Raw genomic sequence first — 19,566 nt, forward strand, 5'->3', positions numbered from 1 at the left:
CCCATCTTTGCTAATCCGCGGCGTCGGTCAGGGCGGCGGTCTTGACCGTCGCGTTGCGGGCAGCGTCATGCCGCGTTTCGGGGCGTGTTTCAGGGCGGGCGCTGCCGATATGCCCGCTGATCTCGTTGCCGGCATCGGCGGGCAGGCGCCAGAAGGGCAGGCTGGAGGCGCAGGCCATCAGCCCCACCGTCAGGAAGGCGGGAACGAAGGTGGCGGGGGTCAGGGCGCCGCCGCTCCACTGGGTGGTCAGGTGCAGCGCGGTGGCGCCGACGGCGACGCCCAGGCTCAGCGACAGCTGCTGCATCACGCTGGCCAGCGTGTTGGCGCGGCTGGTCATCGGCTGCGGCACCTCGGCATAGCTCAGCGTGTTCATCCCGGTGAACTGCAGCGAGCGGAAGAAGCCGCCCACCAGCAGCGCGCCCAGGATCACCAGATGCGGCGTGTCGGGACGGAAGGCGCCGTAGCTGGCCAGGATCGCACCGCTGACCAGCGAATTGAGGGTCAGCACCAGACGGAAGCCGAAGCGCCGCAGGATCGGGCCGGCCAGCGCCTTCATGGTCAGCGCCCCCGCCGCACCGGCGAAGGTCAGCGCTCCCGACTCGAAGGCGGTCAGGCCGAAGCCGATCTGCAGCATCACCGGCATCAGGAAGGGCACCGCGCCGTTGCCGACGCGGAACAGCGTGCCGCCCAGGACCGAGGCGCGATAGGTCGGCAGCCGGAACAGCGACGGGTCGAGCACCGGCCGCACCACCCGGCGGGCATGGCGCAGGTAGGCCAGCGTCGCCAGCAGCGCCACCACCAGCAGGATCGCCACCGCGCTGGCCGGCAGCAGGTCGCGCCCGATATTCTCGAAACCGAACATGAAGGCCGCCAGCGCAATCGCGCTCCACAGGAAGCCGCGGGCGTCGAAGGGGTCGCGCTGCTCCTCCTTCAGGTTGGGGATCAGCGCCAGCACCAGCGCGATGCCGACCAGCCCGATCGGCACGTTGATAAAGAAGATCCAGCGCCAGGAGGCATAGGTGGTGATCGCGCCGCCCACCAGCGGCCCCAGCGCCGGCCCGATCAGCGCCGGCAGGGTCATCCGCGCCATCGCCGTCACCAGCTGGTCCTTCGGCACCGTGCGCAGCAGGATCAGCCGGCCGACCGGGACCATCATCGCGCCGCCGATGCCCTGGAGGATGCGGGCAGCCACCAGTTCCACCAGCCCGTTCGACAGGCCGCAGGCGATCGACCCCGCCATGAAGACGGCGATGGCGCTGGCGAAGACGGTGCGCGCGCCATAGCGGTCGGCCGCCCAGCCGCTGACCGGCAGGAACACCGCCAGCGCCAGCATGTAGGAGGTCATCGCCAGGCTGAGCCGCAGGGGATCCTCGCCCATCGACCGCGCGATCGCCGGCAGCGCCGTGGCGATCACCGTCGAGTCGAGGTTCTCCATGAACAGGGCGCAGGCGATGATTAGCGGGGTGACGCGCGACATGACGGACCGTCAGGCAGGGAACGGAGCCCTACGAATGTGAGACGTTCCGCCGCATTGACCATCGCACATGCGAAAGCCCTGCCATGCGTAAGCGAGGTCGGGGAGGTGATTCTTGGGGCGCGCTGGATCGGCGGGCAAGATCGACACGGATGTCACGGATTGAAGCACGGATTTCACGGATATGGCATTGCCCAGGTCCTTGCTTGCCGGGAGAGGTCAAGGCGTTGCCACGAGCAAGAAAAAATCCGTGTAATCCGTGTCTAAATCCGTGTAAATCTTGCCTGCCGCAACTACACTCTTTCCAAAGATCAATGTCCCGTAAATACCGGCTTCCGCTTCTCCAGGAAGGCGCGGTAGCCCTCGCGGAAGTCTTCGGTGCCGAAGCAGTGGTAGCATTCGGCGATTTCGGCCTCGGTCAGCGGCGCCGGGTCGGACAGGCGGCGGACATAGCGCTTGTGCAGGGTGGCGGCCAGCGGCGCGCCGGTGGCGATGCGCTGGATCGTGGCGGCGATCTCCGCCTCGAAGCCCTCATCCGCGACGACCCGGTGGACGAGATTCTTGTCCTTGGCCTCCGCCGCGCCGAAGACGCGGCCCTCGAGCAGGATCTCCAGCGCCGCCGGGCCGCCGGCGACGTCGGCGACCAGCTTCAGCTCCGTCGGTCCCATGGAGATGCCGAGCCGGCTGACCGGCACGCCGAAGCGGCTGCTCTCCGAACAGACCCTGAGGTCGCAGGCCAGCGCCACCGCCAGCCCGATGCCGCAGCAGGGACCGTCAATGGCGGCCAGAACCGGGTGGCGCAGGGCGCGCAGGCCGTCCAGCCCCTCGTCCATCAGGTCGCCGTAGCTGGCGCCCTGTTCGGGGCTGTTTCGCTCGCTCTCGAACTCCGAGATGTCGGCGCCCGGGGAGAAGGTGCGCGACCCGTTGGAGCTGGGGCCGCCGCGCATCACGACGACGCGGGTTCCCTCGTCGGCCTCAAGCGCTGTCAGGTGGCCGATCAGGGCATGCCACATCGGCTTGTCGAAGGCGTTCAGCTTGTCCGGGTTGGACAGGGTCAGGGTCGCGACCGCTCCATCGCGGGTCAGGGTGATGGTGCCGGCCATGCCGCAATCTCCATCCGTTGCCGTATGGTTGCGTACCATAGCGCGCCTCCGCCGGGACGCAAGACGCCCGGTGCCGCAGCGCAGCAGGGGAGGGGAAAGCCGTCGCGAAAAAAGTGAGGGGAGGGTGAATTTTCCTCTTGCGGCGGAGGCCGCGTTTCCGTAGAAAGCGGCTCCCGGACGACGGGAGCGCGGGCGTAGCTCAGGGGTAGAGCACAACCTTGCCAAGGTTGGGGTCGAGGGTTCGAATCCCTTCGCCCGCTCCAGTTCTCCGGTAGAGAAGCGAAGACCTAAGGGCCGGGCGGCAACGCACCGGCCCTTCGCTTTTCCGACCTCCGCTTTTTGGTCTTCATTGTCCGGAAACACCGGGCATCCCTTATCGACACTGGCCGTCCGGCGCGCTAGATCCATAGTCATGACCGACACTTCCCTCGCCGCCCGCGGCGTTGCGCTCGACTTGCTGCGCGACGTGCTGCGCAAGTCCGTTCCCTTCGACGACGCGTTCGACGCGCATCCCGATCTGGCGGCGCTGCAGCCGCGCGACCGCGGCTTCGTCCGCCTGCTGGTCGCCACCGTCCTGCGCCGGCTGGGCCAGATCGACGAGATGATCCAGGCCAGCCTCGCCAAGCCGGGCCTGCCCAAGGCCGCCATCCACGACATGCTGCGGCTGGGCACGGCGCAGCTGGTGTTCCTGAACACCCCCGCCCATGCCGCGGTCGACACCGCGGTAGAGTTGGCCGCCGCGCGCAACGCCGCTCCCTACAAGGGGCTGATCAACGCCGTGCTGCGCCGCATCGGGCGCGAAGGGGCGGAGATGGCGGCGCGGCAGGATGCCGGGCGGCTGAACACGCCGGACTGGCTGTGGCTGTCCTGGCGTTCCGCCTATGGCACCGCCCGCACCCGCGGCATCGTCGAGGCGCACCTGCACGAAGCGCCGCTCGACATCACGGTAAAGTCGGATCCGGAGGGCTGGGCCGAGCGGCTGGGCGCGACCCTGCTGCCGACCGGCTCGCTGCGCCGTCCGCCGGGCGGGTCGGTGACCGAGCTTCCCGGCTTCGATGAGGGGGAGTGGTGGATCCAGGACCTCGCCGCCTCGCTGCCGGCCAAGCTGTTCGGCGATCTTCGGGGTAAGCGGGTGTTCGACCTGTGCGCCGCCCCCGGTGGGAAGACGGCGCAACTGGTGGTGCAGGGCGCGCAGGTCACCGCCATCGACCGCTCGGCCCGCCGGCTGGAGCGGGTGACGGAGAACCTGAAGCGCCTGCGTCTGGAGGCCGAGGTGCTGGCCGCCGACGCCGCGACGTGGGATCCGGAGGAGCCGGCCGACGCTGTTCTGCTCGACGCGCCCTGCTCGGCGACTGGTGCGATCCGGCGCCATCCCGACATCCTGCGCGTCAAGACGCCGGACGACATCGCCAAGCTGGCCCGCGCCCAGTCGCGGCTGCTCGCCCGCTCGGTCGAGCTGGTGAAGCCCGGCGGCACGCTGATCTACTGCACCTGCTCGATCCAGCCGGAGGAAGGGGAGGCGCAGATCGCCCGTCTGCTGGAACAGGACAGGCGGGTGGAGCGTTGGCCTGTGACCGCCGACGAACTCGGCGGCCTGTCGGAGCCGATCAACGAGGTGGGGGAGGTCCGCAGCCTTCCGGGCATGCTGGCCGACCTCGGTGGGATCGACGGCTTCTTCGTGGCGCGCCTGCGCCGACGTTCGGACTGAAGCTTTTGCGGTCCGCACCGCGGGATAAATCCCAGGCCCGTCTTGCGGTGCGGGCGGCGAATTGATACGACACGACCCATGCTTCCGTCCGCGTTCTCCCGCACCGCATCATCACCCTCCGCCGGCCGCCGACGCCGCTCGCGGTCCTGAAGGAGTCGGCGCAGATGGGCGACGGGAACGGACGGTTTCGCAGCGGCATGGCGCGCCTTGCCTATGGGAATCCCCTCTACGCCCTGATGCTGGGCGGCAAGGCGCCGGGGGCGCTGGCGGTGATCCCGCCCGATCCCTGGCCCGGCGACATCGACAACGGCAACGCCATGCTGGCCGGGCGGATGAACTTCGCCGGGCAGCCGATCATGGTCGATCCCAACGGTGCGCCCAATTGGCGGCCCCAGGGCGCCAGCGCCGGCTGGCTGCGCGCCGCCCATGGGTTTGAGTGGCTGCGCGACCTGCGGGCGGTCGGCGGCGACACCGCGCGGCGCCGGGCGCGGGTGCTGGTGTGGTCGTGGCTGGACCAGAATGGCGGCTGGCACGCGCAGAGCTGGGCGCCCGACGTGCTGGGCGTGCGGCTGGCCAGTTGGATCGGTCTGCACGACTTCTACTGCGCGTCCGCCGACGACGAGTTCCGTGCGCGGATGTTCGAGAGCATGGCCCGCCAGTTGCGCCACCTGCTGCGGGTGGCGCCGGCCAAGCTTGACGGCGAACGGCTGATCGGCGCGATCAAGGGCCTGCTCTATGGCGGCTATTGCCTGCCCGATCAGGACAAGGCGGCGCGCGAGGCGCTGCGCCTGCTCGACAAGGAACTGCCGCGCCAGATCCTGCCCGACGGCGGTCATGTGGAGCGCAACCCGTCGATCCAGATGCGGGTTCTGCGTGACCTTATCGACATGCGCGCCGTGCTGCGCGTCGCGCGGGAAGAAGTGCCGGAAAGCCTCCAGCACGCCATCGACCGCATGACGCCGGCCTTGCGCTTCTTCCGCCATGTCGATGGCGGGCTCGCCCTGTTCAACGGCGGGCGGGAGGAGGAGCCGGCGCTGATCGACACCGTGCTGGCCCAGGCCGACGCCCGCGGCCGTCCGCTGAAAAGCGCGCCGCACACCGGGTTCGAGCGTCTGCTCGCCGGGCGCACGCTGGTGCTGCTCGACACCGGCGCGCCGCCGCCGGCCGGACTGGACCGCACCGCCCATGCCGGCACCCTGTCGATGGAGGTTTCCGTCAACAAGGAGCGGCTGATCGTCAATTGCGGCAGCCACCCGTCCCAGCGCGGCCCCTGGCGCGCGGCGCTGGCCGGGACGTCCGCCCATTCGACCATGGTGGTGGCCGACACCAACTCGTCGGAAGTGCTGGAGAAGGGCGGGCTCGGCCGCCGGCCGACGAATGTCAGTTGCGAGCGGCAGGAATCCGACGGCGCCATGCTGGTGGTCGCCAGCCACAATGGCTACAGCAAGGGATTCGGCCTGCTGCACCGCCGCCGCGTCTATCTGGCCGACAATGGCGAGGACCTGCGCGGCGAGGACACGCTGGAGCCGGTGATCGGCGCCACGCCGCAGCCGCAGCCCTACGCCATCCGCTTCCACCTGCATCCCAATGTCGAGGTGGTGCCGGTCCAAGGGCAGGGCGATGGGCGCAACGATCAGGTGCTTCTGCGCCTGCCCAGCGGCAATACCTGGCGCATGCGGGTGACCGGCGCCGTGCTGGAGGTGGCGGAGAGCGTCTATCTCGGCAGCGGGGACGAGCCGCGCCGCAGCCGGCAGATCATGATGCAGGGACAATGCGGCCCCGAAGGGCTGACGGTGAAATGGGCCTTGCGCCGCGAGCGCAAGGCGGCGTAAATCGCGCCCATCCGCGGTGGCCGGGCCTATTCCTTTCGGAAGGGGCGTGGAAACACGGATGAACACGGGATTTGGGGCACGGGCGACCACGGGACTCGTCTCGCCGTGCTTATCCATGTCCGTCCGGACCGGCAATGTGCGGGCGGGCGGACGCGGATAAGCACAGCCGAGCGGCATTTCCGTGGCCGTCCGTGCTTTTCTTCTTCCGTGCTTGTCCGGGTCTCCCCGGTTGCCTGCGGCCCAACGCACCACCCGCAGCGATCAGGATGACGCCATGAGCCCGCCCAAAGCCAACCACGCCCCCGCCCCCGACAAGGTCCGCATCACCCGCGCCCTGATTTCCGTGTCCGACAAGGCCGGTCTGGTGGAGCTGGGCAAGGCGCTCGCCGCCCGTGGCGTCGAGATCCTGTCGACCGGCGGTTCGGCCCAGCGTCTGGCAGAGGCCGGCGTCCCGGTCAAGGAGGTCTCCGACCACACCGGCTTCCCGGAGATCATGGACGGCCGCGTCAAGACGCTGCACCCGCGCGTCCATGGCGGCATCCTGGCCCGTCGCGACATCCATGCCGACGCGATGGCCCAGCACGACATCCCCGGCATCGATCTGGTGGTCGTCAACCTCTACCCGTTCGAGGCGACGGTCGCCAAGGGCGCGGCCTATGACGATTGCGTCGAGAACATCGACATCGGCGGGCCGGCGATGATCCGCGCCGCCGCCAAGAACCACGATTTCGTCGCCATCGTCACCGAGCCGTCCGATTACGAGGCGGTGCTGGACGAGCTGGCGACCCATGACGGCTGCGTCACGCTGGCCCTGCGCCGCCGGCTCGCCCAGCGCGCCTATGCCCGAACCGCCGCTTATGACGCCGCCATCTCCACCTGGCTGGCCGGCCAGCTGGGCGAGACCTTCCCACCGCGCACCACCCTGTCGGGATCGCTGGCCCAGACCCTGCGCTATGGCGAGAACCCGCACCAGCAGGCGGCCTTCTACGTCACCGGCGAGAAGCGTCCGGGCGTCGCCACCGCCGTGCAGCTCCAGGGCAAGGAGCTGTCCTACAACAACCTGAACGACACCGACGCCGCCTTCGAACTGGTGGCGGAGTTCGAGCAGCCTGCCGTCGCCATCATCAAGCACGCCAACCCCTGCGGCGTTGCCCAGGGCACCAACCTCCTGGAGGCCTACAAGTCGGCCCTGCTGTGCGATCCGGTCAGCGCCTTCGGCGGCATCATCGCCGTCAACCGCAGCCTGGACGCGGAGACGGCCGAGGAGATCTCCAAGCTGTTCGCCGAGGTGGTGATCGCTCCGGACGCCGACGAGGCCGCCCGCACGCTGCTGGCGACCAAGAAGAACCTGCGCGTCCTGCTGACCAAGGACGTGCCGAACCCGGCCGAGCCCGGCATGATGATCAAGCAGCTGTCGGGCGGCTTCCTGCTGCAGAACCGCGACAGCGGCCGCGTCAACCCGGCCGAGCTGAAGGTCGTCACCAAGCGCGCGCCGACCGAACAGGAACTGGCCGACCTGCTGTTCGCCTTCCGCGTCGCCAAGCACGTCAAGTCGAACGCCATCGTCTATGCCAAGAACGGCGCCACCGTGGGCGTCGGCGCCGGTCAGATGAGCCGCGTCGATTCGGCCCGCATCGCCGCCATCAAGTCGGCCGAAGCCGCCAAGGCCGCCGGCCTGTCGGAGCCGCTGACCAGGGGTTCGGTGGTTGCGTCGGATGCCTTCTTCCCGTTTGCCGACGGCCTGCTGGCCGCCGCGGAAGCGGGTGTGACCGCGGTGATCCAGCCCGGCGGCTCGATCCGCGACGCCGACGTGATCGCCGCCGCGGACGAGAAGGGTCTGGCGATGGTGCTGACCGGAATGCGGCACTTCCGGCATTGATGGTGTGACGGGGTGGGGACGTTAGACCCCCACCCTAACCCTCCCCCGCTTCGCGAGGGAGGGGACTGCCGCAGCCCTTGCACTTTACTCCCTCCCCTGCGAAGCGGGGGAGGGTCGGGGTGGGGGCAAGCGAGGCTTGGTCTTCACGCCTCCGCCAGCAGGTCGTCGGAATCCTCGACCCGCTTCAGCATCGACTGCCGCAGTTTCAGCAGGGCCCGATGCTCCAACTGGCGCACGCGCTCCTTGCTGACGCCCAGTTCGCGACCGAGTTCCTCCAGCGTGGCGCCTTCTTCGCGCAGGCGGCGTTCGCGGATGATGGTGCGTTCGCGCGGGCTGAGTTCGCCCAACGCTTCCGCCAGCCATTGCGAACGGGTGTTGGCGTCGCGCATGCCGATCACCACGTCCTCGGGCGAGGGGCGCTGGTCGGCCAGGAAATCCTGCCAGTCGTCATCGGAGCCGTCGGCCACCGGCGTGTTCAGCGACTGGTCGGAGCCGGACAGGCGCATCTCCATCGCCTCGACCTCCGACACCTCGACCTGCAGTTCGCCGGCGATCCACTCGCGGCCTTCCTTGGTCAGGCGTGCGCCGTTGCCGTTCTGGGTGGCGCTGTCGATCTTGGCGCGCAGGCGACGCAGGTTGAAGAACAGGGATTTCTGCGCGGCGGTGGTGCCGGTCCGCACGATCGACCAGTTGCGCAGGATGTAGTCCTGCATGGCCGAACGGATCCACCAGGCGGCGTAGGTGGAGAAACGCACCTCGCGGTCGGGTTCGAAGCGGCTGGCCGCCTGCATCAGGCCGACGTTGCCTTCCTGGACGAGATCGCCCATCGGCAGGCCGTAATTGCGGAAGCGCGACGCGGTGGCCACCACCAGACGGGTATAGGCCCGGACCAGCTGATGCAGCGCCCGTTCGTCATGGCCCTCGCGCCATTTTCGGGCAAGGTCGAATTCATGGTCGCGCGACAGCAACGGTTCGCGCATGGATGCCTTGATGAAGCTCAGGTTAGCACGCTGAGTCTCCGGATCGTCGATGTATGCCATCCGTCCCTTCCTTCCCGTCTGGGCGGCATCGTGTTCCTTCGCATATCCCCGTACTATCGGGTCTTCGCCGCTTTGCCGCCTGCCCCCGGCCGATGCCGTCGGGTTAGACAACAAGCATGAGCGCGCCCTGTTGCGGAATCATACGCAGGTGTAGGGGGAGCGGATCACAAGGGACGGAGGTTTTTTGCCGGCGGCCCATGAGGCGGCTGCCGGAAGGATAGCCGGACCTGTACGGAGGAAGGGGGCGGACGGGCTGAAGGGTCAGGCTGGACCTAAGGATGGATCACGCTTGGAAAAGGTCCAGCATCTCGCCGAAAGAATCGAAACAGGCGCAAACGAGGTGACCACCACGGCCGCAGCCGCCGTCCAGCGTCACCGTCACCGGTCCGACATCCACGCCGGGGCTTTCCGGCGTCCAGCCGGGATCGTAGCCGCGCACCAGACGATTGAAGCCGCCATAGGGCTGCTCCAGCCGGGCGAAGCCGGCGCTGCCCCACCAGAAGGCGTCGCCCTGGCCGGTCAGCGGGCGCCGGGGATCGATGCCGGAATTGACCAGCAGCAGGCTTCCGCCGCCCCGGCTGTTGCCGGTCCAGTCGGCGCCGTCCGAGGTCCCATCGGGTGCCCCGTCATTCGCGGCCCCCTCTTTCGTGGCCCCCTCTTTCTTGGCGATGTCATTTGCAGGCCCGCCGGTGTAGGCGGAGCGGCGCAGGGCATTGAACAGCTGTTCATGCCCCGGCCTCGCGGCCACCGCCTGCCGCAGCTCGCGCGTCCAGCGGCCCAGCATCACCGCACCGCCGCGCGCCCCCGCCATCCCGGCATCCAGGTTGCCGCCATAGGCCGCCAGCGTCGGCGCCACGCCCTGGCGCAGCATCCAGTCCAGCACGGTGCGGGGATCGGGGGCGAAATGGAGTTGCAGCAACTTCTGCCACATCTCCTCCTGCTGGCCGCGCAGATAGACGATGTCCGACGCGATCATGCCCGGCATCGCCAGCAGGGCGATGCGGAAGGCCAGCAGCCGGTCGATGGTCTCCACCACCTGGTCGCCGAAGCCGATCATGTTGCCGAGATAGACCAGCCGGTCGCCGGGGCGGAATCGCTGGCCGATGGCGTGATGGATCAAATCCAGCCGGTCGGGTTGCGCATGGATGGCGCCGATGGCCCAGACGCGGCGCGGCCGGCCGAGCGAGGCGAAACGGCTGCCATCCTCGATGGCGCCGACGATGCTCGCGGCATGGCGGCTGGCCTGACGGTTGGGAAGAGCAAGGCGCGGCGGCAGACCCAAACTGGATTCCCTTCGACGTCGGTCGCGAAGTCGTTCCGGCGGCGTCTGCCGGAAAGCGGCGGGAGTTTAGGCGTGTCATGCCACGGAAACAAAGGCGAAAAACGAGACGGGCGCGCGGCGTGACGTAGCAGCCGCGCGCCCGTTCGTGTCACGGACGTATATGAGGAGCCTGAAACCCAGGCCCTGGAATCAGGCTGCCTTGGACAGCACCGACTCCAGACGCTCCGTCGCCTTGGTCTCGTCGATCTTCTCGACGGCGGCCAGTTCGCGGGCCAGACGCTCCAGGGCGGCCTGATAGATCTGGCGCTCGCTGTAGGACTGGTCGGACTGGTCGGCGCCGCGGTACAGGTCGCGCACCACCTCGGCGATGGACACCGGATCGCCGGAGTTGATCTTGGCCTCATATTCCTGGGCGCGGCGGCTCCACATGGTGCGGCGGACGCGCGACCGGCCCTGCAGCGTCTCCAGCGCGACCTTGATGCGGTCCTTGGAGGACAGGCGGCGCAGGCCGGCGTTGCGGGCCTTGGTGACCGGAACCTTGAGCGTCATGCGCTCTTTCTCGAACGTGATCGCGTAGAGTTGAACCTCGAGTCCGGCGATGCTGTGGGTCTCGATCCCTTCGACCCGACCGACGCCATGAGCCGGATAAACGACGAAGTCACCGGCTTCGAAGTCAAGCTTGTTCGACATTTGGATTGGCTCTCACTTCTCGCGATCACGCCATTTTGCCGCCCCGGTGGAAGGGACGAAAAAGGACCCCGGACAGTTATGGCGCCGTGGGGATGGGACCCATCCACGACGATCACAAAAGCCACAGGTCCTGGAACATAGGGAAAACCGGCAATGGCGCGGAGGCCGGCTCCGGTCGCGCATTATAGCGATGTTACGCCCGAGTTACAAAGGGAACGCGCAATCTACCGGGCGGAAATCGTTCATCGCCCGGCCATGGCCGCCCCGTCGATTTTGCATAGCAACATCGGCGGGATCAATCGGTTGATGCAGCCCGACTCGGAATGGCCGGGCCGCATCCGCTGGTCCGGCCTCAGCCGCCCGCCTTCGGGGAGAAGTATTTCTCGAACTTGCCGTCGACGCCCTTGAACTCGTCGGCGTCGGGCGGCGCGTCTTTCTTGCGGGTGATGTTCGGCCACTGGCCGGAATAGTCGCGGTTCATCTCCAGCCACTTGGTCGCGCGGTCGTCGGTATCGGGGACGATCGCTTCGGCCGGGCATTCCGGCTCGCACACGCCGCAGTCGATGCACTCGTCCGGGTGGATGACCAGCATGTTCTCACCCTCGTAGAAGCAATCCACGGGGCAGACTTCGACGCAGTCGGTGTACTTGCACTTGATGCAGCCGTCGGTGACGACGTAGGGCATGATTCTTCTCCGCTGTTCCGGCCGGCGGTGCCGGCAGGAATGGGCACGCGCATGGCAACGGGCCGGATGGCCAACCCGCGCCTGCCTAGCATGCCGCAGACGAACCGTTCAACCCTGCGCGTGATGTGGGCGACCCTGTCGCACCCGTGGCGGCCTTTTTCGAATGGGCAACGGAAGCGATGTCCCCGGAGAAGGCGTCCAGGAAGGCGCGCAGGCTGGCGGTCTCGATGGCGTCGGTGCGGCGCACGAACTGCGTCGGCATGCGGCCCAGCGCTTGCGGCAGCGGCCGGGCGACCAGCAACTCGCGCCAGGGATCGCGCTCCACGACGGAGCGCGGGATGACGGTCACCCCCATGCCGGCGCCGACGCAGCCCAGGATGGCGTCCAGCGCCCCGAACTCCATGACGCGGAAGGGCACGCGCCCGGCCTCGCGCATCGCCATCTCCGCCCGGCCGCGATAGGCGCAGGCCCGGCCGAAGGCGAGCAGGGTGCGGCGCGCGGAGTCGGTGGTCAGCCCGGCGGCAGGTTCGGCCAGCACCAGCTCCTCGTCGAAGATGCGCCGGGCGGTCAGGTCGGGATGCGCCACCTCGCCGCCGACGAAGGCGCCGTCCAGCCGTCCGGCCAGCACGTCGCCCAGCAGGGTCTCGGTCGGGCCGGGGGTGATGGTCAGCTCCACGTCGGGGTGGTCGCGGTGGAAACGGGCGAGGATCGGCGGCAACCGCACCGCGGCGGTCGATTCCATGCTGCCCACCGCCAGCCGGCCGCCGCGCCCGGCCGCCTCCGCCACCGCGTCGCGGGCCTGGGCGACCAGCCGCAGCACCCGGTCGGCATAGCCGCTGAGCACCCGGCCGGCCGGCGTCGGCTCCATCCCGCGGCTGAGGCGCAGGAACAGGTCAACGCCCAAATCCTCCTCCAGCCGCTTGATCCGCGCGGTGACGTTGGACTGCACGCAGTTCAGCGCCTCCGCCGCCCGGCTGACGCTGCCGGTGTCGGCCACCGCCTTCACCACCCGCAAACCGGCCAGATCCATCGCACCATCTCCCCAACCGCCAATGCATGGCACCCATCACTGAAAGTGGAGCTTATCATCAGAACAATTCATTGGAAATGAGGGCAGTGCCGCGGCCATGATGAACCGCAAATCAATCGGCCGGCCGAACGGTTCGTTTTTCCAAACAGTTCTTGTTTCAACGAGCCGGCCGAACACCGAGAGGGCGTGGAACATGGTTCGGGTGCTGGTTGGCGGCCTGATCGGGCTTGCCATCGCAATGGGTGTCGCGCGCTTCGCCTTCACCCCGATCCTGCCGGCGATGCAGGAGGCCACCGGGCTGAGGGCCGACGGGGCGGGGCTGCTCGCCTCGCTGAACTATCTGGGCTATTTCGTCGGGGCGCTGGGGGCCGGTCTGGTGCCGCACGGCGCCACGCGGACCGCCGTGTTCCGGCTGTCGCTGCTGATCAGCGTCGCCACCACCGCGGCGATGGGGCTCGATCTCGGGGACGCCGGGCAGGCGATGCCGGTCTGGCTGGTCCTGCGCTTCCTGTCAGGGGTGTCGAGCGCCGGCATCTTCATCCTGGGCATCGCCATGGTTCTGGACACGCTGACCCGCGGTGGCGGGGAGCGGCTGGCCGGCTGGCTCTACACCGGGATCGGGGTGGGCATCGCCGCCTCCGGCCTGTTCGTCGCGCTGTTCGGCGGACGGCTGGGCTGGGACGGCGACTGGCTGGCCTTGGGGGCGATCTGTGCCGTGCTGGGGCTGATGCCCGGCCTTTGGGTGCGCGATCCGGCGCCGCAAAGCCACGCGGCGGTCGCCAAGGCGGAGGGGGCCGCCCCGGCGCGGGCGGGCGGGCTGTCGGCGCCGCTGCTGCTGCTGACGGTCGCCTATTTCCTGGAGGGCGGCGGCTACATCGTGTCGGCCACCTTCCTGGTGTCGATCCTGAAGACCGATCCCGGCACCGCCGCGGTGGGCGAGGCCGCCTGGATGGTCGTCGGCATCGGGGCGATGGGCGCCGGGGTCTTCTGGGCCGCAGTCGCCCGGCGCACCAACAGCTGGTGGTCGCTGATCCTGGCGCATCTGACGCAGACGGTGGCCATCCTGCTGCCGATGACCGGATCGCCCACCGCGTCGGTGGTCTCGGCCCTGCTGTTCGGCGGCACCTTCGTCGGGATCGTGTCGCAGGCCTTCGCGCTGGGGCGGCAACTGTCGGGTGGAGCGTCGGCACGGGTGGTCGGGGCGCTGACCGCCGCCTATGGGCTGGGGCAGATCATCGGGCCGCTTCCGGCCGGGCTGGTGGTGACGCGCACCGGCAGCTTCAACGCCGCGCTGCTGGGGGCCGCCGCCGCGGTGGTGCTGGGCACGCTGCTGCTGGTGCTGGGCATGGTGATCGCCGGGCGGCAGGCATCGGCGGGATCGGCAATGGCGACGCCCAATGCTTCGGTTCCAAAAGCTTCGTAAGTATTCGTAAGGTCTGCCTGCGACAATCGGCGCCGCTTCTGCTGCTATGCCGTTGTTCTCCCCGATCGTCCGCTTTGGCTACAGTCTGGTCCACAACAACCAGATCCTCGGGGAAGTCATGAAACGCAAGCTGGTTCCGGACGTCGTGAAGTCGCAGGAGCTGATCCTGGTGCCGGAGGATACCTCCGTCGCCACCGTGTCGAAGATGATGGCCGAAAAGAACATCGGCGCGGTTCTGGTGGTCGATCACGGCGCCCTGATCGGCATCGTCACCGAGCGCGACCTGAACAACAAGGTGCTGTCCAAGGATCTCGACCCGTCGGCGGTGGAGGTGGGGACGGTGATGACCCGCAACCCCGACAGCCTGCCGCCCGATGCCGACGCGGTCGACGCGCTGAAGCTGATGCACGACAAGCATTACCGCCACCTGCCCATCACCCAGGGCAAGCGCGCGGTCGGCATCGTGTCGATCCGCGACCTGTTCAAGGTCGCTTACGAGCACATGATGGCCGACCGCGCCGAGGCGTGAGGGAGAGAAGGGGGCGCCGGGAAGGGCGCCCCTCTTTGCCGTCCCCTCTTTGCCGTCAGTGCCCCGGGCTCTGCTTGCGCCGGGCCAACAGGTTCAGCGCCTCCACCAGGGCGGAGAAGGCGATGGCGAAGTACAGGTAGCCCTTGGGAATGTGGAAGCCCAGGCCGTCCGCCACCAGCGCCACGCCGACCAGCAGCAGGAAGGACAGCGCCAGCATCTTCACCGTGGTGTGACGGTTAACGAAGTCGCCGACCGGGCCGGAGGCGAACAGCATCACCGCCATGGCGATGACGACGGCGGCGATCATCACCGGCAGATGGTCGGACATGCCGACGGCGGTGATGACGCTGTCGAGCGAGAAGACGATGTCCAGGAACATGATCTGGACGACCACCGAGGTGAAGGTGGCGTGCTTGGGCGCCGACCCGCTCTCCTCATGGCCTTCGACGGTGTGGTGGATCTCCAGCGTGCCCTTGGCCAGCAGGAACAGGCCGCCCAGGATCAGGATCAGGTCGCGGCCCGACACCTCCCAGCCGGCGACGGTGAACAGCGGCTGGGTCAACTGCGCCACCCAGGCGATGGAGGCCAGCAGGGCCAAGCGAGTCAGCAGCGCCAGCGCGAGACCGACGCGGCGCGCGCTGTGCTGCCGTTCGGGCGGCAGCTTCGACGCCATGATCGAGATGAAGATGATGTTGTCGATGCCCAGCACGATCTCCAACGCGGTCAACGTCAGAAGGCTGGCCCAGACATTCGGGTCGGCGAGAAGGTCGAGCATGAAGGGGCGGGGCTCCGGCGGTCAAATGGGTGCAGTCGACAGGCTGCACGCCGGCACCGCAGGGCACCAGCGTGACCGCGACCACATGAGGTCGGCCGCGGTCCGCTGCAAGAGGGGCCAGTTCCATTTTTCCGCCATTCTTCCCCCGTCCTGACGCCGTCTTGCCGTTGATCCGGGGGCGGTGCGTTTCACCTCCAGGAGGCGGCGGCCCGCTGTCCGCCTGCCGCGGCGGGGAGGCGGCCGAAGGGGGCCGGCTCCACCTCGTGCCGCTCGACGGTCTGTCGGGTGGCCGTCCTGCCGCTCCAGGCGCGCCGGCGGACCGCCATCTGAAGCCGGCAATCCTGGGAGCAATAGAAGGGCGCCGGACCGCGGGCGGACGTGCGGACGAAGGGCCTGCCGCAGCAGGCGCAGTAAAGCGTGGTCATGGTCGTTTCCTCCGGAACGGGCGGCCGTTTGCCGGCCTGCCCCGAGCCTTGCGGTGATCGCCCCAATTTTTGATTGCCTTGGGAGCGATCGGCCTTCGGCTCTGCTGATGCTGTTGGGTGAATTGTGTCGGCTGCCCTCAGACATCGCCAGCGATCAAAAGACATAAGCCCGACTGGCCTCAAGTATTCGGCGTCAAAATTCGGAGCAGCAGCAGCAGCTTAGATGCACATGCGCGTCAATTCGCCGCGATGCTCTGCCGATCGTTGGCGTACGCATTTTTCGACATCCGCGTCTTCCAACGGAAGCCTGACGGTGCCATTTGTTCCTTTCGACCAACAGACCGGAAAGACGAGACGCGATGACGCTTGGACGCCTCGCCACCTTCCTGAAAACCGAAAGCGCCAGCGGCGTGGTCCTGATGATTGCGGCGGTGCTCGCCCTGTTGTGGGCGAACTCGCCGGCGGCCCCGCTGTACGACACGATCCTGGCGACGAAACTGGCGGTGACGGCAGGGGGCGTCGGTTTGGACAAGCCGCTGATCCTGTGGATCAACGACGGGCTGATGGCGATCTTCTTCCTGCTGGTCGGGCTGGAGATCAAGCGCGAGGTGCTGGAGGGCGAATTGTCCAGCCCGGCCAAGGCGATGCTGCCGGGCATCGCCGCGCTGGGCGGCATGGCGGTGCCGGCGCTGGTCTATTGCCTGTTCGCCCAGGCCGAACCGGGCGCCCTGCAGGGCTGGGCGATCCCGGCGGCCACCGACATCGCCTTCGCTCTCGGCGTGCTGGCCCTGCTGGGCAACCGCGTGCCGGGCAGCCTGCGCGTCTTCCTGCTGGCGCTGGCGATCATGGACGATCTGGGCGCCATCGTGATCATCGCCGTCTTCTACAGCCACGGGCTGGTGCCGATGGCGCTGGGGCTGGCGGCGGCATCGGCCGTCGGGCTGTGGCTGCTGAACCGGGCCGGGGTGCGTTCGCTGACGCCCTATCTGCTGCTGGGGCTGGTGCTGTGGGTGTGCGTGCTGAAATCGGGCATCCACGCCACGCTGGCCGGCGTGGTGCTGGCCTTCGCCATTCCGCTGCGGGTCAAGGGTCCCGACGGCAAGCGGGCGGAGGATGCGCCGCTCTATTGCCTGGAGCATGCGCTGCATCCCTGGGTCGCCTTCCTCATCATGCCGGTCTTCGCGCTGGCCAACGCCGGTGTGCCGCTGGACGGCATCACCCCCGCCAGCCTGCTGGAGCCGGTGCCGCTGGGCATCGCGCTGGGCCTGTTCGTGGGCAAGCAGGTGGGCGTGTTCCTGGCCGTTTGGATCGCCGTGCATATCGGCGTGGTCGAGCGGCCGGCGCGGGCCAGCTGGGGTCAGGTCTACGGCGTCGCCGTTCTGACCGGCATTGGTTTCACCATGAGCCTGTTCATCGGGACGCTGGCCTTCGCCGACCCGGAGCATGCGGTGGCGGTGCGGCTGGGCGTGCTGGCCGGCTCGCTCGCCTCGGCGCTGGTCGGCTACGGGCTGCTCCATGTCGCCGGCACAAGGCGGACACGGGCGGCGGCGCGGGCGACCTGATGCCGATCGGCGAAGGTTATCGCCAAAGATAGTCGCCCATGGTATCTGTTTGGTGCGCGAACTTTGTTCCGGGAAGGCGGAACCCGCGGGCGTGCTGGCCGGTTCTTCCTTGGTGGGGAGTCGCGCGGCAGGCGCGGGACCGACAGATCGGGGGGACATGCGATGATCGACGCCATCCGCACACGCCGGCGCACCGTTGCCGAAGATCCCCCACCGGGCGGGTCCGGCAGCTCGATCCCCATCGACTTCCAGCGGCTGGAGCGGCTGCGCCGCCTGTCCCGCCTGATGGACAGCCGCTGGCGCATCCCCTTCACCCGCATCCCGGTCGGGCTGGACGGCATCGCCAGTCTGGTGCCGGTGGCGGGCGACACGGCGACCGCGCTGGTTTCCGCCTACATCATCATGGAGGCCGCCCGCTTCGACCTGCCCAAGACGCTGGTGGCCCGCATGGTCTTCAACGTCCTGCTCGACTGGGCCGGCGGGTCCGTCCCGGTGCTGGGCACCGTCTTCGACATCGCCTTCAAGGCCAACCGGATGAACCTGAACCTGCTGCACGAGCATCTGGAACAGCGTCTGGCCGCCGCCGCGGCGAAGCGCTGAAATGGCGGTCCCTGCGATCTTGACGTGGATCAAGGCAGGGGTGGGGGGACTGCGGCACTCTGTCGCTCATGAACGCCATCACCGCCCTGGCCGTAAAGCCGGCCCCCGCCCCGTCCCGTTCCCACGGTGTCGATCCCGCGCTGCTCGCCAAGTATGACGGGCTGCGGGTGCCGCGTTACACCAGCTACCCGACCGCGCCGCACTTCACCCCCAAGGTGAACGGCGACGTCTATGGCGGTTGGCTGGAGGCGATCGATCCCGCCCGCTCGGGTTCGCTCTACCTGCACATTCCCTTCTGCCAGAAGATGTGCTGGTACTGCGGCTGCCACACCAAGATCGTCGCGCGCTACGAGCCGATCGCCGAGTATCTCGGCCATCTGCGGCGCGAGATCGCCATGGTGGCGGAGCGCGTTCCCGGCCGGCTGGCGGTGCGCCACATCCATTTCGGCGGCGGCACCCCGACCATGATGGCGCCGGACGACTTCGAGGCGATCATCGCGCTGCTGCGCACCCGCTTCGACGTCGCCGCCGATGCCGAACTGGCGGTGGAGATCGACCCGCGCACCCTGACGGCGGAAATGTCCGCGGCGCTGGGCCGCGCCGGCGTCAACCGCGCCTCGCTGGGCGTGCAGGATTTCGACGAGACGGTGCAGCAGGCGATCAACCGCGTCCAGCCGCGCGCCGTCACCGAACAGGCGCTGGCCTGGCTGAAGGAGGCCGGGATCACCAGCGTCAACCTCGACCTGATGTACGGCCTGCCGCACCAGTCGGTGGAGAGCGTCACCCGCTCCGCCGAGATCGCGTTGGAGATGGCGCCGGATCGGCTGTCGGTCTTCGGTTACGCCCATGTGCCGTGGATGAAGACCCACCAGAAGAAGATCGACGAGGCGGCGCTGGCCGGTTCGATTGGCCGGTGGGAGCAGTTCGCCGCCATCGGCGACACGCTGGCCGCCGCCGGCTACAGCGCCATCGGTCTCGACCATTTCGCCCGTCCCGGCGACGAACTGGCGGTGCAGCAGGAGGAAGGGCGGCTGGGCCGCAACTTCCAGGGCTACACCACCGACGACGCCGAGGTGCTGCTGGGCTTCGGTTCCTCCTCCATCGGCGCGCTGCCGCAGGGCTATGTGCAGAACGCCGTGCCCTTCGACCATTACGCCACCGCCATCGAGGAAGGCCGCCTGCCCACCGGCAAGGGCATCGCGCTGACCACGGACGACAAGGTGCGGCGCGACCTGATCATGCGGCTGATGTGCGACCTGTCGGTCGACACCGCCGCCATCGCCCAAGCTCACGGCTTGCCTGAGTCGGCCTTCGACGCGGAGCTGGAGGGCATGGCCGATCTGGTCGCCGACGGCGTCGCGGTGGTGGAGGGCCGGCGCGTCCATGTGCCGGAGAGCGCCCGCCCCCTGATGCGCATCGTCGCCGCCCGTTTCGACACCCACCTGTCCAAGGGCGCCGGGCGGCACAGCCGGGCGGTTTGAGGGCCGGGCAGTCTGAGGGCCGTTCTTCAAAAAGAAAAGGCGGCCGGC

At 68.6% G+C, this 19,566-nt stretch carries 17 protein-coding genes and 1 tRNA gene; 9 read left to right on the forward strand and 9 right to left on the reverse strand.

Annotation, left to right across the window (positions count from 1 at the left end; all coding sequences use genetic code 11):
• Positions 1-10: 10 nt before the first annotated feature.
• The gene (locus TSH20_RS13310; protein WP_109075198.1) at positions 11-1,477 is read right to left on the reverse strand and encodes a DHA2 family efflux MFS transporter permease subunit; all 1,467 of its coding nucleotides are present in this window, start codon (positions 1,475-1,477) and stop codon (positions 11-13) included.
• A gap of 308 nt (positions 1,478-1,785) precedes the next feature.
• Positions 1,786-2,577, reverse strand: coding sequence for an enoyl-CoA hydratase-related protein (locus TSH20_RS13315; protein ID WP_109075199.1), 792 nt, complete (start codon positions 2,575-2,577; stop codon positions 1,786-1,788).
• 188 nt (positions 2,578-2,765) lie between these two features.
• Between TSH20_RS13315 and TSH20_RS13320 the strand changes: the two genes are divergently transcribed.
• From TSH20_RS13320 to purH, 4 genes are all read left to right on the forward strand, one after another.
• Positions 2,766-2,840, forward strand: a tRNA-Gly gene (locus TSH20_RS13320).
• A gap of 149 nt (positions 2,841-2,989) precedes the next feature.
• Complete coding sequence (locus tag TSH20_RS13325) at positions 2,990-4,285, forward strand: transcription antitermination factor NusB (protein WP_109075200.1); 1,296 nt, start codon at positions 2,990-2,992, stop codon at positions 4,283-4,285.
• Positions 4,286-4,449: 164 nt separating this feature from the next.
• The gene (locus tag TSH20_RS13330) at positions 4,450-6,117 is read left to right on the forward strand and encodes a heparinase II/III family protein (protein ID WP_109075201.1); all 1,668 of its coding nucleotides are present in this window, start codon (positions 4,450-4,452) and stop codon (positions 6,115-6,117) included.
• A 274-nt stretch (positions 6,118-6,391) separates the two neighbouring features.
• Positions 6,392-7,996 carry a bifunctional phosphoribosylaminoimidazolecarboxamide formyltransferase/IMP cyclohydrolase gene (gene purH / locus TSH20_RS13335; protein WP_109075202.1) on the forward strand — a complete coding sequence of 535 codons (1,605 nt, stop codon included), beginning with the start codon at positions 6,392-6,394 and terminating at the stop codon, positions 7,994-7,996.
• A gap of 143 nt (positions 7,997-8,139) precedes the next feature.
• On the opposite strand, the gene TSH20_RS13340 is transcribed toward purH, so the two are convergent.
• The 5 genes from TSH20_RS13340 to TSH20_RS13360 all read right to left on the reverse strand — a co-directional run bounded on the left by TSH20_RS13340 (position 8,140) and on the right by TSH20_RS13360 (position 12,723).
• On the reverse strand, positions 8,140-9,036 hold the full coding sequence (locus TSH20_RS13340; protein ID WP_109075203.1) for an RNA polymerase factor sigma-32: 897 nt from the start codon (positions 9,034-9,036) through the stop codon (positions 8,140-8,142).
• A 283-nt stretch (positions 9,037-9,319) separates the two neighbouring features.
• Positions 9,320-10,318 carry a hypothetical protein gene (locus TSH20_RS13345; RefSeq protein ID WP_109075204.1) on the reverse strand — a complete coding sequence of 333 codons (999 nt, stop codon included), beginning with the start codon at positions 10,316-10,318 and terminating at the stop codon, positions 9,320-9,322.
• A gap of 189 nt (positions 10,319-10,507) precedes the next feature.
• Positions 10,508-11,008, reverse strand: a complete 501-nt coding sequence (locus TSH20_RS13350) for a CarD family transcriptional regulator (RefSeq protein ID WP_014248912.1) — start codon at positions 11,006-11,008, stop codon at positions 10,508-10,510.
• 352 nt (positions 11,009-11,360) lie between these two features.
• Positions 11,361-11,693, reverse strand: coding sequence for a ferredoxin FdxA (fdxA, locus tag TSH20_RS13355; protein WP_085090756.1), 333 nt, complete (start codon positions 11,691-11,693; stop codon positions 11,361-11,363).
• Between the two features lie 85 nt (positions 11,694-11,778).
• Positions 11,779-12,723 carry a LysR family transcriptional regulator gene (locus tag TSH20_RS13360; RefSeq protein ID WP_109075205.1) on the reverse strand — a complete coding sequence of 315 codons (945 nt, stop codon included), beginning with the start codon at positions 12,721-12,723 and terminating at the stop codon, positions 11,779-11,781.
• A 193-nt stretch (positions 12,724-12,916) separates the two neighbouring features.
• Here TSH20_RS13360 and TSH20_RS13365 point away from each other — a divergent pair, with 193 nt between their 5' ends.
• Positions 12,917-14,146 (forward strand): YbfB/YjiJ family MFS transporter, encoded by a 1,230-nt coding sequence (locus TSH20_RS13365; protein ID WP_109075206.1) that lies wholly within the window; start codon positions 12,917-12,919, stop codon positions 14,144-14,146.
• 118 nt (positions 14,147-14,264) lie between these two features.
• A complete protein-coding gene (locus TSH20_RS13370; RefSeq protein WP_247870761.1) occupies positions 14,265-14,675 on the forward strand; it encodes a CBS domain-containing protein in 411 nt (136 codons plus the stop codon).
• A gap of 55 nt (positions 14,676-14,730) precedes the next feature.
• Here TSH20_RS13370 and TSH20_RS13375 read toward each other — a convergent pair whose 3' ends face one another.
• Both TSH20_RS13375 and TSH20_RS13380 read right to left on the reverse strand, forming a co-directional pair.
• Positions 14,731-15,450: a TerC family protein gene (locus tag TSH20_RS13375; protein WP_109075208.1), complete on the reverse strand. Its 720-nt coding sequence runs from the start codon at positions 15,448-15,450 to the stop codon at positions 14,731-14,733.
• Positions 15,451-15,638: 188 nt separating this feature from the next.
• The gene (locus TSH20_RS13380; RefSeq protein ID WP_109075209.1) at positions 15,639-15,875 is read right to left on the reverse strand and encodes a hypothetical protein; all 237 of its coding nucleotides are present in this window, start codon (positions 15,873-15,875) and stop codon (positions 15,639-15,641) included.
• 359 nt (positions 15,876-16,234) lie between these two features.
• Between TSH20_RS13380 and nhaA the strand changes: the two genes are divergently transcribed.
• The 3 genes from nhaA (at position 16,235) to hemN (ending at position 19,518) form a co-directional block, all read left to right on the forward strand.
• Complete coding sequence (gene nhaA / locus TSH20_RS13385) at positions 16,235-17,437, forward strand: Na+/H+ antiporter NhaA (protein ID WP_109075210.1); 1,203 nt, start codon at positions 16,235-16,237, stop codon at positions 17,435-17,437.
• A gap of 162 nt (positions 17,438-17,599) precedes the next feature.
• Positions 17,600-18,037: a DUF4112 domain-containing protein gene (locus tag TSH20_RS13390; RefSeq protein ID WP_109075211.1), complete on the forward strand. Its 438-nt coding sequence runs from the start codon at positions 17,600-17,602 to the stop codon at positions 18,035-18,037.
• A 68-nt stretch (positions 18,038-18,105) separates the two neighbouring features.
• The gene (gene hemN, locus TSH20_RS13395) at positions 18,106-19,518 is read left to right on the forward strand and encodes an oxygen-independent coproporphyrinogen III oxidase (RefSeq protein ID WP_109075212.1); all 1,413 of its coding nucleotides are present in this window, start codon (positions 18,106-18,108) and stop codon (positions 19,516-19,518) included.
• Positions 19,519-19,566 lie beyond the last annotated feature (48 nt).

Origin of the sequence: Azospirillum sp. TSH20 (genome assembly GCF_003115935.1) — a bacterium.
Lineage (GTDB): Bacteria > Pseudomonadota > Alphaproteobacteria > Azospirillales > Azospirillaceae > Azospirillum.